The sequence below is a fragment of the Paenibacillus aurantiacus genome, from assembly GCF_042431225.1.
Classification (GTDB): Bacteria; Bacillota; Bacilli; order Paenibacillales; family Paenibacillaceae; genus Paenibacillus_Z; species Paenibacillus_Z aurantiacus.
The window spans coordinates 17,474-33,066 of sequence record NZ_JBHMDO010000018.1 but is presented as its reverse complement, the minus strand read 5'-3'; the positions used below and the strand labels follow the sequence as shown (position 1 = coordinate 33,066).

Genomic DNA, 15,593 nt, shown 5'->3' with positions numbered 1-15,593 from the left:
CGCAATTTGCCTGTCGGGCAAATCCCTACCGTTTTTTCGCCGCTCTTCTTTCCCGCTTTCTTCGCAATCGATCTTGGCGCAGCAGCGCTTGATGCCCCCGGTAGACGGCGACCTTGCCTCTGACCACGTTCCTCTCTTCCGCACTGCGTTTGCGCGTTAGCAGGAAGATGAATCCGTCTTCGACCAAATGACAAAGCTTGATATATAAATTCAACCTCAACCCGCTCCCTTATCTGCTGGAATTCCAAGCTACAATAAATCGCCGAAGCAGCCAGCATGCCACGGTGACGAAGATGACAGACCGAAGAAATATCTTAAATTTCCGGGCCGCTTCCTGTCCGCTCAGGAAGGCTCGCTTATACACCGCTTCCGACAACTTGGCGTCGTCCGGATACACGTATGTCCGCCCGATCGCGCCGAGTAAGAACGCGTTATTTTTCGATACTTGAACATCATCTTGCGCTTCATCGAACCCTTCGCGATACCACCCGGCCAATTTCGGATTGGCTGTCATCGGTTCTTTATAAGCCAGCAGCTGAAAGGCCGCATTTCTGCCTTGTTTCATTTGGTACGCTTTTAGATCCGACTGCCCTTTCGCGTAGCCTTTTTCGTAGGCGTCCACGAATACCTTTTTTGCTTTTTTCGGCGGGAGGTGCACATCCTTCAACCCATTCTTCACCCCGTCTTGATAATGCTTTATGCTGATCGCTTGATCACGTTCGGCAACGGCCTTGTAAAAATAGGATTTGAACGCATCCGACACCTTATCGCTTTTCTTATACGCTTCGGGGATCTTCAACTGATTGGTCTTTTTACCTAATGCGTAGCCCTCTTTAGCGGCTTTCTCGATATCCTGCTGCAGCTTCTTCTGACCTGCTATATACGCTGCATGATAGGATTCATCGTACTCTTCCACATAGGCCTGATCTTTATATTCGTAATAAATGATCGTCGTGCTGCCCGCGTAAGCATCCGCATATCCATTTCTCGCCCCATCGGCTTTGCCGAGTTTTTTCAATTGTTTTTCGGCAGCGGTTAACCGCTTCGTAATCGACTGTGACGAATTGCCGGACTGACCGATCGATCCGCTTATGCTGCCGCCGGAGATCTTCCCGCTGGTACTCTTCCCTCCGGAAGTCTTGCCCCCGGAGCTCTTCGAGCTTGAGCTCGAGCCGCTTGAACTGCTCCCGCCGTAGCTCTTCCCGCCGGAACTCGAACCAATCGAACTGCTCCCGCCGTAGCTCTTCCCGCCGGAACTCGAAGCGCTTGAACTTCTCCCGCCGGAACTGCTTCCTCCGGAGCTGCTTCCCCCGCTTTTAACGAGGACAATACTTCCTTTCAGGTTTGGATCAAAATGCGATAAGACTTGTACGCAGTTCCCGATACACGCCGACTCCGCCTCTATTGAACCTGGATATGCAAAAAGAATCAGTGCCGCGACTCCCAAGCCAGCCCAACGTTTCATCCCCCGAGTGCTCCTTTTCGTCTTTTCATGTAACTAGTAACAGCAAACTTGACTAACCTTCGGACTAAAGAACTGGATCATTCTCGCAATCTAGCACAGGTAAAATGTCCCACTTGATTCTATCATTCAAAAATAAGTCTTACTACCTAAAATATACATAAATTTGTCGTCTCAGATTAACCAAGATCTGTCATTTGCAGCGCGCAAAAAAAAGCCGCTAACGCAGCTTCGTCCCTCGGACAGCGTTAGCGGCCAATATTCATCGTCGCGGTTCACCAGCGGTAGTCAGCTCCGTCACCGTAATTCCCTCAAACAGCGCTCTCCCCCGGCATCCAAATCCGAGCCGTTCGCCCTCGAACGCGGCCAGATCGTCGTAGACGAGCGTCTCGTTCAGCATGACGAATAAGCGCTCATGGCTCTTCTTGGACCGGAATGAATGCAGCACCTGCCGCTCCAAGCCTCCTGCGAGCCGGATCGGCGGCAAATCCAGCTTATCGCCGGCGCGGCACATTTGGCCGCGCACCTCAGCCGAAGCGAGGTCTACCTCGAACTTCAAGTAGTTCGTCGCGTCCACGTAAGCTGCGTAGAAGACGACCGATCGGCTTGCGGCCTGCGACTCGTGGGCGAAATCAACTTGGACTTGGCAGCCGGCCGGCAGGCTATCGGTCGAGAAGATGGCATGCTCGACTGCAGGTCGATCTGCCTGGCAGATGAACGCACCTTGCTCGAACGTCCACGCGACGGCTTTACCGCCTGCATCTGCCGCTTCAAACAGCGCCGAGAACTCCTCGTCGGCACCTTCCAAGAATTGCAGATGGCCCGTCACCTCGACCGATGCGAACGATGCTGCCGAGTAGCGGGTGGCTAGGCCGATGGCCCCCGCCTGCAGTCCGTACCTTTCGCTAAGTCGCGGCAGCCCTTCGAGCAGAACGCGGCAGAAGCCGCCAACCTTCTCGATTCGCAGCGAATGGCAGCAATCGAAGCGGAAATCCTGTGGAAGCGCGGCTTCGCTCATCTGCCCTCTGATCCCGCTGCGCACCTCAAACATAGACAAGGTTCTTCGTCCGGCATCGAGCTGGACGAGGATATGATTGCGCTCATCCTGATAACAAGCGTAGACGCCATAGAGGCCGCCGGTAAAATGGTGGTGCCCCTTCAAGCTAACTTCGCCAACGTAATTACGAAACGTAGTCGTGGAGATGATAGCCCCGGTACCGGCAAGGCTCGTCTGGGTCAGTTCGCCATCGCGCTGCTCCCACTCCCCGCGCAGCACCTTCCATCTGACTTCAGCCGGCCCCCCGCCGTCCGCATCCTCGAACAAATCCCGGAATGTCGGCATGGCCGGCGCATCCTGCGGGGCGTACGTCGGTCCGGGCGTCCACATTCGCTCGCCATTCCAGAGCAGCGGATCCATCCGCAGCTGGCGCTGTTCGCGCGCAGGATCGAGCGGCATCGCCGCATCGCGGCCATGATAGACCATCCACAGGTCCACATTATTTGGCGCTATGGCGAGCGAATGATGACCGGTTCCCTCCACGCGCTCATTCCGACGAATAACCGGGGAGTACGTGTAGTCGTCCGGATATTTGCGCCAATTCCGCCCGTCTGTCGACACCGCGTACCCGACGTAATAATGCTCATGCGTGAACGCATTGCCGCTGTACATGACATAATGCTTGCCGCGACGGTGGAGATAGAACGCGCCTTCGATCGTATGCCAATCGCGGCCGTCGCCGAACCGGTCGCGCGCGAATATCTCCTCGTCCATCGAAGGGGTCAGCACCAGCTCCGGCTTGCCTTCCGGCGTCAACAGATCAACCAGCCGGTCTCGCAAAATGACCGTTCCCGGCCGTGATTCCGCGGTGCCGGTATAATCGTTGACGGAATAATAGAGATAGAATTCGCCGTCTTCTTGCCGAACGACATGCGCGTCGATGCTGAAATTGCCGAAGAGCGTCTTCACGTATCGGTATGGTCCCTCGGGCGAGCTCGAGACAGCGACCTTCATGTATTCGAGGTGCACATCTTCTTCATGTTCGGGCATCGACGAGTAGTACATATAGAAAGTACCGTTCTCATATATAACCGACGGCGCCCAGAAATTCTTGTACCCTTCCTGCTGCAGGGCATAGCCATGATAAGTCCAGCTGACCAGATCCTTAGATCGGAGCAGCTTGACGCCGGATCCGCCGGTGGCATAGCCAAAATATTCGCCGTTATGCTTCAGCACGTAAGGATCAGGCAGCACTTGAGATTCTGTCACATGATCGTGTGCCGTGACCTCGACCGTCAGCGGATTCTGGTATGTGGCACCGCCCAATTGCGGCAAATAATGCAGGTTTTGCGTCATGATCGTCCTTCTTCCCCTTATTAGTCATGCCAGCCGCGAACGCGCGATGCGTTCATGGCTGCGATCTTTACCGTCATCGTAAAGCATCCGCAACATTAACCTGAAGGACTTATTTTTGGGTTTACACGGCTTTTCTTTGCGATCATTCTTGAAACTTCGACCAGCTGTATTCTCAACCTCAACCTGCTCCTCTTGGTCTCGCCAAAACTCCCGATTGACCAGCTTACTCATGCTCGCATCAGAACTCACAATTATCCAGCTTACTCCTGCTCTCATCAGAACTTACAATTATCCAGCTTCCTCATGCTCTCGTCAGAACTCTCGATTGCCCAGCTCGACCTTCGCGCTCTGCGGCGTGAACATCCCCTCCGCCGTGACGATCTTCATCGGCAGCTCCTTCCCCGCCGCCAAATCCTTCACCGCCTTCATCAACTGCGGCCCAAGCAGCGGGTTGCATTCGACGACAAGATTCAGCTTGCCGATGCTGAGCGCCTTGAGCGCCGCCCGGGTCGCGTCGACCGAGATGATCCAGATCTCCTTGCCTGGCCTCAGGCCGTAAGCTTCGATCGCTTCGATCGCGCCGAGCGCCATGTCGTCGTTGTGCGCATAGACGATGCCGATCTCGCGCCCGTGCTCGCGAAGCGCTTGCTCCATTAACGCCCTGCCCTTCGCCTTCGTAAAGTCGCCCTCGTACGAAGCAAGCCGGTGGAAGCGCCTATCACCGCTTAGCACTTCGTCGAAGCCCCGCTTGCGTCCGATCGCGGGCGCAGATCCGGATGTACCCTGCAGCTCGACGACATTATAGCCGCGGTCCCCGCTTACTTCTTGAACTAGCCAATTCGCCGCACGCCTTCCTTCATCGCGGAAATCCGATCCCATATAAGCGGTCCACAGCGTGTCGTCCGCCGCCTTTACCTCCCGGTCCGAGAGAATGACTGGAATACCGGCCGCCCGCGCTTCGCCGAGCACCTCGTCCCAGCCGGATTCCGTCTTCGGCGAGAATGCGATCACGTCGACCTTCCGACGGATGAAGGAACGGATCATCTCGATCTGACGTTCTTGCGACTGCTCCGCGTTCTCGTACAGCAGCTCGATTCCTTCGTTACGCGCCGCGCTCACGACGGAGTTCGTGTTTGCGATCCGCCAGCCGCTCTCCGTGCCAACCTGCGCGAAGCCAAGCCGGATCGGTCGTCCATCATTCGGTTTCATTGGCGTTCCTGCACGCGCGGCGGTACCTACGCCCGCCTTGTCCGCCGCTGTCACCTTCTCGCTGCGCAAAATGATCTTCTTCGGGATGCCCTTCTCCTTGTTCAGGATATCGATCGCGTAACGAATCGCCTCCTTGCCGCCGGTCGGGCTCGTGAACGCCGCCGTCAGCATGTCGTCCGCCACGAGTCGGCGACTGCCGTCCGCCAAGTTGACGCCATCGATCGCGATGATCGACACGCCGGGAATGCCGTGGCGCTTCACCGCTTGATAGGCGCCGATCGCCATCGCCTCGTTATGCGCGAAGATGACGTCAGCCTCATCGCCGCCGCGAGCGAACCACGTCGCGAGCACATCCTCCGCTTTATCCCGCTGCCAGTCCGCGTTGAACCGCTGGATGATGGACAGCTTCGTCCCTTCCAGCGCCGAGCTGAACCCGTTGCTCCGCTCCTCCGCCGTCGGCGATTCGCGAACGCCCTGCAGCTCGATGACGCGTCCCGGACGCCCGCCGAGCAGCTCCTCCGCATACTCGCCGGCTTTGCGCCCGATCATTTCGTTATCGGTCCCGATATAGAGCGTGTAGTCATAGCCTGTCACGCCGCGGCCAAGGACGATAACCGGAATTTTGGCATATACGTGCTTGATCGTCTCCGTTAGCGCCAGCGGATCGTCGAGCGAGATAATCAGCAGATCGATGCCATAGCTGACCAGCTTCTCCACGTCCTGCCGCTGCTGCGCGCTGCTCTGCGCCGCATCCGAGAAGATGACCTGCATGTCGGGATGCTTGTTCACTTCCTCGCGAACTTCCTCGTTCATCGCGATCAGCCACGGATCGCTCAAGTTCGGCTGCGAGACGCCAATGACATAGTTGTAATGCTCCGCCGGCCGCTCTGCCGCGAACAGCGCCGGATAGGCGAGCTTCGCGCAGACGAGAAGCGCCGCGACCGCCATTCCCCAGAAGGCGAACAACTTAAGCCCTCGGGTCATGTGCTTACGCCCCGCTTGTGCAAGGTCGGCGACGTCCCGGTCACTTTCTTGAAAGCGCTGCTGAAGTAATGCTGACTGCTGTATCCGACCTTCTCGGCCACCTCGTATACTTTCAGGTGCGGGTCGCTCAGAAGCAGAATCGCTTTCTGAATGCGCACCTCGGTCAAATAATCGATGAAGGACAAGCCGAGCTCCTTCTTCAGCTGTTTGCTGAGATAGGTCGGACTGACTTGGATGCCCTCGGCGACGTCGCCCAGCGTAAGCGCCGGATTCTGATAATGCCGCTCGATATATGTCTTGGTCAGCATCACGATTGGCGTTAGGCTGGATTTATTCTCCATGATCGCGGCCAATCTGGCGTAACCGTCCGCCAGCTCCGCGACGCCATGCAGCGCCGGGGACAGTTCCATCAGAATCGGCTTCTCGAGCAGTCGCTCGACCTGCTCTTGAAGGACGCCGCATCGGCTATGCCAATCCCCGCCGCCAATGTTGCCCACGATGAGAATATGTCCTTTCGCGTCCGTGAAGACGACATGCTCCGGCACGCTCATGTCCGCGAGCAGATCCTGCACGATATTGTGCACCGAGAACGCAAGCAGCCCTTTGTCCCACACTCTGCGCTTCTCGCCGATGTCCAGATTCGGCACTGCCTTGAGAACGATGAGCTGCACCAGACCGCCAAGACCGAGATTGAAGAACGCCAAATTCCGCTCGATCTCGTCTCGGCTGAGCTGACCGCCGATCCACCTGTTCAGGAACGTGCTGCGGATCGCAGCCGAATGATGCCCTAGCTGATGCTCGATGAAATGCCGCTTCTGCTGTTCGTGCCGCGCCTCGCGCAGCGTCTCCACCGCCTTGCCGACGACGTCCTCAAGCTTGCTCTTCATGACCGGCTTCAGCAAATAATCGAAGACGCCGAGCTTGAGCGCCTGCTGCGCATACCGGAACTCGTCGTGTCCCGAGATGACGATGACGATGCCGTCCTGACGGGTTTGCCGCAGCCGTTCGATGAATTCCAAGCCGTTCAGATGGGGCATGCAAATGTCGACGAACAAAATATCCGGCTCGTGCGCTTCGCATAGTTCCACGGCCTGCAGGCCATGCTCCGCCTCGCCAACGACCGTAATCCCCATCTCCTCCCAAGGAAGCACCTTCGCCAGCCCTCTTCGGATCTTGGGCTCATCATCCGCGATCAGCAGTTTCCACATCTCTATTCCTCCATGTGATGACGATGTAATAGCGGCAGCCGCAGCATGACCTTGGTGCCGACGCCTTGCCGGCTCTCCACGACGAGGCCATAAGCGGATCCGTGAATAAGCTGAATGCGCTCGTTGACGTTATATAGGCCGTACCCGTTGTCCTCCGCGCTCTTGCGGCCCGCCTTCAAGGCTTCGTTCATCCGCGCGAGACGATCCGGCGGGATGCCGAGCCCGTCATCTTCCACGACGAGCGTCATCCGCTCTTCATCCGCCGAACCGGTTATGCGGATCGTCCCGCCGCCTTCCTTGGGCTTGATGCCGTGATAGATCGCGTTCTCGACGAGCGGCTGGAGCAAAATTTTGACGACATGCCGACCCAACAGCTCATCCGGCACATCCAGCTCGCAGCGTAGCTTCTCTTCGTAGCGGGCCATCTGAATCGTCAAATAGCTGCGGACGTGATCAAGCTCGCTGCGCAGCGGGATGATCTCCTGTCCTTTGCTCAAGCTGTTGCGGAACAGCAGCGTTAATGCCGAGACGATCTCCACGATATCGTCCGCCCCGCGGTCGATCGCCATCCACTGAATCGTATCCATCGTGTTGTACAGGAAGTGCGGCTTGATCTGGGACTGAAGCGCCTTCAGCTCCGCTTCCCGCTTCGACTGCTGCTCCTTGTAGACCAGCTCGATCAAATTGTTGATTTCCGACACCATGTTGTTGAAGCTGTGGCCGAGCTGCCCGATCTCGTCATTCGTCTTGCTCGGGAAACGCAGCGCAAGCTCGCCTTCTTCCACCTTCTTCATCAGGCTGCGGAGCTTCCCGATCGGGCGAACGATCGAATTGGTCAAATACCAGGATGCGGCCATGGCGACCAGCAGCGTGAGAAGCGCGATCATGAACGTGAATTTCTGAATGTTCGTGACGACCTCGAGCGACTCGTTCAGCGGGAACGCGCCGACGATCCGCCATCCGCTCGTGGCGAACGTGTTGTACAGAATTTGATAAGGCTCCCCCTGGATATGCTGTACGCCGCTGCCGGAGACGCCTGTCATATCGCCGCCCCATATCCGGTACACGATCCGGTTGACGGGCGAATAGACGATGCCGCCCATCTCGTCCATGATGAACACGAAGCCGCTCTTGCCCGGCGCGCCGGCCTCGACGATGCGCTGGATGATGCCAAGCCGCATATCGATCAGCACGGCGCCGACCGGCGCGCCCGATGCCGGGTCCTTCACCGCCTTCGCGAACGTCAAAATGTCGTCCGAGCTCATGTTCGCCGTATTGCGGACGTTGCGGCCTATCGGGTGGCTGATCATGAGCATATCGTCCGGCTTCCGGATCGCTTCCCGGTACCAGGTCTCCGCTGTCAGCGGATCGCGTGTAATCGTTTCCAAATTCACGATCGCATGATGGCCGGATGCGCTGACGTACGCCATGCCCGCGATTTCCGGATGAGCCTGCATGAAGCCGTCCGTCAATTCGGCGATGCCTTCGCGAACCGAGCGCATGTGCGGCCCTTCTCCGGACACCGCGCGAAGAAATTCGAGCACGTCCGCGTTCCTGGCTGCATAGAAAGCGATGTTGTCCATTTCGTCCAAATACACTTGCACGTGGCTCTTGACTTGGTTCATGCTTTGCAGCGTTTGCTTGTTGGCCTGCTGCTCGATGGCATTCTTGTAGATCGAACCGCCGATGAAGCTGATCGCCGTAATCGATCCGGCTAGGATCAGCACGAAATAAAGCAGCAGCTTGAACCGGATGCTCCGGTCCGCAAGTAGGCGTTTGACCATGTTTTGAGCCCATTTCCATTTGGAATACAGCTATCTTAATATAGAAAGCGAAAATGCGTAAAGGACATTCCTTTCGCATTTTCGCCCGTTTGCTCCCCGTTAAACTTGCTTAGTACTTCCGGTTCGGAAGCGCGTCGATCGCCTTCTGTCCGGCGTAGACGTCCTCCTCGGACTTGATCCATTTGTCCAGAGTCTTGCCGGCTTTCTGGTCGAGTATCGCCTGCTTCAGCTGCGGTCCGAGCAGCGGATTGCATTCGACCGTTACGTTCATTTTGCCTGCCGCGATCGCCTCGAATGCCGCTTTAACCCCGTCAACGCCGATGATTTTGATGTCCGTGCCCGGCTTCAGTCCCGCTTCTTCGATCGCCTGGATCGCGCCGAGCGCCATATCGTCGTTATGCGCATAGACGACTTGAATATCCTTGCTTTGCTTCAAGTAAGCTTCCATGACTTCCTTGCCCTTGGCTCGGGTGAAGTCGCCCGTCTGCGAGTATACGATCTTGTAGTTCGCCTTGTCCTTGATCGCATCTTCGAAGCCTTTCTTGCGGTCGTTCGCGGCGCTCGCGCCGACCGTGCCTTCGAGCTGCACGATGTTCACTTTCGCATCCGCGCCTAACTCCTCGACCATCCATTTGGCCGCATTTTGCCCTTCGAGAATGAAGTCCGATCCGATGAACGACGTGTACAAGTCCTCGTTGCCTTTCGTAATGCCGCGGTCGAGCAGGAATACCGGGATGCCCGCATCCTTCGCTTCCTTCAGCACCGTCTCCCAACCGGATTCGACGACGGGCGCGAGGCCGATGGCGTCCACCTTCTGCGCGATGAACGTGCGAATCGCCTTGATCTGGTTCTCCTGCTTGCCCTGCGCGTCGGAGAACTTCAGCTCGAAGTTCGAGTCGCTCTCGAACGTCTCCTTGATCGAGGCCGTCTCGGCATCGCGCCAGCCGCTCTCCTGGCCGATCTGAGCGAAGCCGACGACGAGCTTCCCGCCGCCTGATCCGGCTTCGGCCGCATTCGTTCCATTCGTCGTCTGCGCCGGTTTGTCGCTTCCTTCGTTGCCACCCCCGTTGTTGCCCCCGTTATTGCCGCTATTGCTGCATCCCGCCATCAGCGAGAATGCCAGCATGCCCACCAGCGTCAACCATAGCCCTCTTTTTCGTCTCATCGTTCGAACCCTCCCGATTGATAGATAACGTTTACACCCTAACTATACAAATGACGTCTTCGGGCTGTATTTACAAATTACCGATTTTGTTTATACTTTTCTGTCCTTTGTCGCCCTCCCTCGCAAGCTTCGACTTGTTCGCATACAATAAGGGTTATCCCGATAGCGCCTTGCTCGCTGTCAGGATAACCCCTAGTGAGGAAACGCGTCCCTAAGCCGCGTTTAAGCCTTCGACCAATCGTCCAAAATCATGCGGGCGACGCCAGCCAAGGATCGGATCGTAATTCTGCCTTCGTCGAACAGATCGGCTGCCGCAACCTTAGGCCAATTACGATCTTCGCTCGTAATGCCGTAATCGTTCGCCAACAGGGACAGATCCCGGATGCTGACCTGCGTCTGCCCTTCGATAAGCGTGACGATCCGCGTCTTGAAGCGTTCGACCGCCTGCGCAAGCGCGGATACCGCTCCATCGATCGTCTGCTGAGAAGCTCCCGCGTTGTCCCGCACGGCCGCAGCCGACGTGATCGCCGCGCGCAGCTCGGCCTTCGCGCCAGCTTTGAACTGGCCGAGCTTGCTGCCTTCTACCGCACCGTCCAGACGGACTTGCGCCGCGGCAATGCCGGCGAGCAGCGCCGTTTTGTCGGTCGACACGTTCGGATTAACCGAATTGCGGAACCTTGTCATGGCCCCTTGGATGACGTTCAGCGCAACAGCCACCTCTTCCTTCGTCGCGGATGAAGCGTTAAGCACGCTCGAAGTGGCGTTGATCGCGACCTGCAGCTCGGCTTTGGACCCAGCCGGATACTGGCCAGGCGACGCGCCTTCGACGGCCGCGTCAAGGAGCGACCGCGCGCCAGCGATCGCTTCGCGCAGCGCGCGCTTATCGACGCTGCCGCTGCCGATGGCGATGCGTTGCTCCGCAGAATGATCGATCTCGGTCAGGCTGCCGTCCTTCGAGATATCGAACTTATCGAGTCGGACGATCGTCGCGCCTGCGCCGCTTCCTTGCTTCACCTTGCCGATCAGCTTCAGCAGCGGGCCGTCATCATCAACTTCTTGCGCGGCCCCAACGCTTGCCATGAGAATCCGGATCGTACCCTCGGCTGGCTTCACCGCCGTGCCGACGACGCGGAACCCATCCCGAGGCTCGCTGAACGCAGAATCCGCCAGGACGTACGTCCGGCTGCTCCCATCCCCGGAGGCGACCAGGTCGAACGATAATTGAGATGGATCGTAGTGGGCAATGACGTCCAGCGTCGTGAACCCATCGTCCAAGCCCGCGATGCCGATAACCGCCTCGACGCTGCCGCCCGGCTCAGCTGCAGACGTGCCGGTCAACGTAGCTGCCGGATTTGACGGCTCTGCTCGGCCGGGCACGGTAACCGTAATCGGCGCTGTATTCGCCGTGCTGCCGTCCGAGACGCGCGACACTTGAAGCACGAGCGTGACCGCTTGATTCGACGCAGGCGAATGGATCGTGCCGTCCAGTGCGATCACGCTTTCATCGCTGGAATCAGATATCCGGATCGCGAAGCCTTCCGGAACGGCAGGCAGTTCAAGCTTGCCTGCGCCAGCTGCCGGGTTCGTGATGGTCGTGATTGCCGCCGCTACGCTCGCTGCGCTTAGCGATGTCTCAACGGCGAAGTAATCGAATTTCGCTGGAATCGACGTGCCGTCCAAGGCCGCGATCGCATAGAGGCCGACCTTCAAATGGCCTCCGAGGTCGACCGTTACCGGATCCGCCGCCTGCCGCCATGCCGTGCCATTCCAGAAGTAGCTCGTGTACGTGTTGCCTGTCTTGCTTATCTTCAGATAAGAGGTGTCGTAGCCCGGATGCGGCTTCATGTTGGCCGCTTTCCGGTAGATGCCGTTCTTCTCGTAGGCGGTCTCCAGCGTCTTACCCGTAGAGCCGTTCGTATCCCATACATGGCCAAGCCGAATGTAGTTGTCTTCGTTGTTCCACACGAGCAGTCCAGCCTGCTGGTGGTTTTTCTGGATCGGCGACGTCACTTTGAGCGTGATGGAGAAATCCCCGCTCGGCGCGTCCTGCAGGAACGCGTTACGAATCGAGTTGGCATTCTCGTAGCTATCGCCGGGGAGCGTATGGATCGTCAGGCTGCCCGGATTTTCGCTTAAGCTCCACTTTGTATCATCACCCCGATAGACAGACCACGCTTCATCGAGCGAAGCGCTATCGAAGCTATCCGTGTCAGCCCCGGCCGCAATCGGATCGTTCACGCCGGCGAACAAGTCGGCGCGTGCTTCCGTCAGCTTGGCGATCGCGGCAGCGATTGCTTTCGGTGTTGCGGACGCGTCTGCATACACGGTCTCCGCTTCTGTGACGACCGCTGCGAACGCATCCATTACAGACGGAGCATATTGCCCTGGACCTTCGCCAGCGACGAGACCTTCGGTCAGCTTGCGCGCGGCTTCGATCGCGGCGGCCAAATCCGGCTTCGCCACCCCGCCGATCAGCTCCCGGTGCGCTTTGGCGACGCGTTCGAAATCAATCTTCTCCACTTTCCGGTCGTACGAAAGAAGTCCATTGATCTCATATTCGACGTCGGTAATTTGCGTATACACCGCCGCGCTCAACCCTTGGTTATTCTTGAACTGCTTCAGCTGGTCGATATACTGAATATACCGATCCGTCAGCTGCTCCTTGCTGCTCATCATTTGATAAGAGAACACGAGCGGACTCCATTCATGCCCTGGAACATGCAGGCCCAGTCCCCCGTATTCGCCGAGCACGGCCGCGCGCGTCGCGGATGGCACCGGCGAGTTCGGCTGCGGATAGTTGTGGTAGTCGATCAGATCGCCAGCGCCCGAGTCCTGCCAGCCGCTGGTATTGTTAATGATGCGAGTTGGGTCGTACGCCTTGATCCGGTTCACCGCATCGCGCGTTTGTTGGCCGCCCCAGTCGAATTGACCCCAACCTTCGTTGAAGACCGTCCACACGACGATCGACGTCACGCTGCGCAGCTGGTCGATCATCTCCTCGTATTCTTTCAGCCACTGATCCTTCGTCGCCTGCGAGATGTCTCTCCCCTGGTTGTTCTGGCGATCCTCGAGACTCGGCATATCCTGCCAGACCAGAACGCCCAGTTTATCCGCCCAATAATACCAGCGTGCCGGTTCGACCTTGATGTGCTTGCGGATCATGTTCATGTTCAGCCGCTTGACCGCTTCGATGTCGAACTTCAACGCGTCATCGGTTGGCGCCGTATAGAGACCGTCCGGATTGTAACCCTGATCGAGCGGCCCCATCTGGAAGACGAACTCCCCGTTGAGCAGCATGCGCTGTTTGCCGTCCACGACGCCGATCTTGATCTCGCGCATACCGAAATAGCTGCTGACCTCGTCCACCGTACGCCCGCTTGCGTCTATAAGGCGCACGTCCAAGTCGTAGAGGAACGGATCGTCCGGCGACCAAAGGCGCGCATCCGGCACGGGAACGCGAATCGCTTCGCCCGCAGCTCCTTCCGCCTCCCCGACCACCTTGCCGCCGCTCGTCGCGACCGCTTCCACCGTCAGTCCTTCGCCGCCGGTCACGGCCGGCTTCAGCACGAGCTCCTCGGTTTGAATGTTCGGCGTCATATCCAGTTTGTCGATATGCGCGGCCGCCACAGGCTCCAGCCATACCGTCTGCCATATGCCCGAGATCGACGTGTACCAGATGCCGCCGAGCTTCTTCACCGTCTGCTTGCCAACCGCCTGATCGGCGCCGGCGTCGGTCTGATCGAGCACGTGTACGATCAGCTCGTTCTCGCCAGCCTTCAAGTAATCGGTAATATCGAAATCGAACGCCGTGTAGCCGCCTTTATGCTGGCCGACCTTCTGGCCGTTCACATAGACGGTCGCCAAATAATCGACCGCGCCGAAGTTCAGCTTCACCCGCTTGCCGCTCCAGCTCTCCGGCACCGAGAAATTGCGTTTGTACCACATTAGGTCTTCGACGCGCTCGATGCCAGACAGTGCAGACTCCGCAGCGAACGGAACGAGGATCCGCTCGGACAGCGTTTTGCCGCTCGGCACTCCGTCATTCGAGTCTGCGGCCTCGAACTCCCATTCGCCGTTCAAATTGACCCAATCTTCGCGCGCAAGCTGCGGACGCGGATATTCGGGCAGCACGTTCTCCTTCGTGACGTCGTCCGCCCAAGGCGTCTCGATCTGGAAGGTAGAATGATTGCTGACGCTGCTGACGAATGCCCCGATGACGCGTCCGTCTTCCTGTCGCAATCCGCCCGTTCCGTCATAACGGACGTGAACCAGCTGCGCGTCTTTCGAATACACCGGATACGTGAACGCCAGCTGAATGACCGTATTGTCTCCGGGCTTGAGGACGGCGCTGCCGATCGGCCAATCCAGCCCGCTCAGCGACATCTTGAGCTTGGAGCCGAATCCCTCTGGCAGCGTCTGCAGCGGATAGGCGAATTGCAGCTCGGCCGTAGTCCCCGCTTCGTCGATGACGCCGGAGAGCGGTCCGTCGTAAGCGAATCCGTCCGGCAGCGAGAATGCTTCGCTTGGGACGATCTGCTTCGGCACGCTCGCGCTCGCCCAGCGCAAGTAGAGATTCGAGCCTCCGAAATTCTCGAAGTACTCCACCTTGAAATCGTAGGCAACGCCAGCCTTCAGCGCGATCGGCGCGCCGGTCTGTTCTTTGTCCCAATCGTCGACCCAGTGGTCGATAACCAGCTTGTTGTCGATCCACAGCCGGAAGCCGTTGTCGCCGATCATCGAGAACGTGTAATCCTCGGAGTAAGCCGGCGTGATTTTGCCCGTCCAACGCGCATTGACCCGGTCGTTGCGGCCGACAAGCGCGTCGAACAGCGGCTCGAAGCTGCGGAAATTGATTTGCGGATCGATCGCGGTCGTTTTCAACTCGTCGAATTCGAATTGACTCGGCCCCTTGCTCGTGTAATATTCCGCCCTCAACCCGTGTACAATTCCGTTGGTCGAGTCCTCCTGCCCCTCGATCGCCGACGCCTTGACGGTAACCGCGGCCGGGTCTCCCCGCTCCGCCGCGTAGCTAAGCGGCGCAGGGATCAGCGTCAGAATCAGCGACAAGATGAGCAGCCTTGCCCAATGAGCTCTATTCGCTTGCAGTGACATACCTTCGTTTCCTCCCTTATCTCCATGGAATTCGTCGAATGTGCATCGAGTATGCGCTTACAACTTTATGCTTTTCTAACGCCCGCCTCCCTCCTGCGGTTATCTCGCTTCCCATTCTAAAGAATCGGCGAACGGTTGTATTTCAGATAAATGGCCTTTTTGTACAATATCCCGTCATTGATAACAAAAACGGCGACGCAGATCGAGATCCGCATCGCCGCCGCATGGCGCTATTTGTAAGGAATCGCACAAAGATGAAGCATGTCGAGGAGAGCAATCAGGCTCAGCGCCTACGTTGGCAGCGGTTTACCCGCGA

Annotated in this window: 8 protein-coding genes; all 8 read right to left on the bottom strand. The window is 57.9% G+C overall.

What is annotated here, in order from left to right:
• Nucleotides 1-25 precede the first annotated feature (25 nt).
• The gene (locus ACFFSY_RS10975; RefSeq protein WP_377493740.1) at nt 26-214 is read right to left on the bottom strand and encodes a hypothetical protein; all 189 of its coding nucleotides are present in this window, start codon (nt 212-214) and stop codon (nt 26-28) included.
• Nucleotides 215-229: 15 nt separating this feature from the next.
• Nucleotides 230-1,465, bottom strand: a complete 1,236-nt coding sequence (locus ACFFSY_RS10970; RefSeq protein WP_377493738.1) for a hypothetical protein — start codon at nt 1,463-1,465, stop codon at nt 230-232.
• 259 nt (nt 1,466-1,724) lie between these two features.
• Nucleotides 1,725-3,815, bottom strand: coding sequence for a glycoside hydrolase family 43 protein (locus ACFFSY_RS10965; protein WP_377493736.1), 2,091 nt, complete (start codon nt 3,813-3,815; stop codon nt 1,725-1,727).
• Between the two features lie 312 nt (nt 3,816-4,127).
• A complete protein-coding gene (locus ACFFSY_RS10960) occupies nt 4,128-6,008 on the bottom strand; it encodes a substrate-binding domain-containing protein (protein ID WP_377493734.1) in 1,881 nt (626 codons plus the stop codon).
• On the bottom strand, nt 6,005-7,216 hold the full coding sequence (locus tag ACFFSY_RS10955; protein WP_377493733.1) for a response regulator: 1,212 nt from the start codon (nt 7,214-7,216) through the stop codon (nt 6,005-6,007). The genes ACFFSY_RS10960 and ACFFSY_RS10955 overlap by 4 nt, the downstream gene beginning before the upstream one ends.
• Before the next feature lie 2 nt (nt 7,217-7,218).
• Complete coding sequence (locus ACFFSY_RS10950) at nt 7,219-9,000, bottom strand: cache domain-containing sensor histidine kinase (protein WP_377493731.1); 1,782 nt, start codon at nt 8,998-9,000, stop codon at nt 7,219-7,221.
• Between the two features lie 109 nt (nt 9,001-9,109).
• On the bottom strand, nt 9,110-10,165 hold the full coding sequence (locus ACFFSY_RS10945) for an ABC transporter substrate-binding protein (protein WP_377493729.1): 1,056 nt from the start codon (nt 10,163-10,165) through the stop codon (nt 9,110-9,112).
• A gap of 222 nt (nt 10,166-10,387) precedes the next feature.
• Nucleotides 10,388-15,277 carry a sugar-binding domain-containing protein gene (locus ACFFSY_RS10930; protein WP_446686131.1) on the bottom strand — a complete coding sequence of 1,630 codons (4,890 nt, stop codon included), beginning with the start codon at nt 15,275-15,277 and terminating at the stop codon, nt 10,388-10,390.
• Between the last annotated feature and the right edge of the window lie 316 nt (nt 15,278-15,593).

What these genes read in the sequence shown, in the direction of transcription:
- ACFFSY_RS10970 (WP_377493738.1), bottom strand. Translation starts at nt 1,465, where the DNA reads ATGAAACGTTGGGCTGGCTTGGGAGTCGCGGCACTGATTCTTTTTGCA.
- ACFFSY_RS10965 (WP_377493736.1), bottom strand. Translation starts at nt 3,815, where the DNA reads ATGACGCAAAACCTGCATTATTTGCCGCAATTGGGCGGTGCCACATAC.
- ACFFSY_RS10960 (WP_377493734.1), bottom strand. Translation starts at nt 6,008, where the DNA reads ATGACCCGAGGGCTTAAGTTGTTCGCCTTCTGGGGAATGGCGGTCGCG.
- ACFFSY_RS10955 (WP_377493733.1), bottom strand. Translation starts at nt 7,216, where the DNA reads ATGTGGAAACTGCTGATCGCGGATGATGAGCCCAAGATCCGAAGAGGG.
- ACFFSY_RS10950 (WP_377493731.1), bottom strand. Translation starts at nt 9,000, where the DNA reads ATGGTCAAACGCCTACTTGCGGACCGGAGCATCCGGTTCAAGCTGCTG.
- ACFFSY_RS10945 (WP_377493729.1), bottom strand. Translation starts at nt 10,165, where the DNA reads ATGAGACGAAAAAGAGGGCTATGGTTGACGCTGGTGGGCATGCTGGCA.
- ACFFSY_RS10930 (WP_446686131.1), bottom strand. Translation starts at nt 15,277, where the DNA reads ATGTCACTGCAAGCGAATAGAGCTCATTGGGCAAGGCTGCTCATCTTG.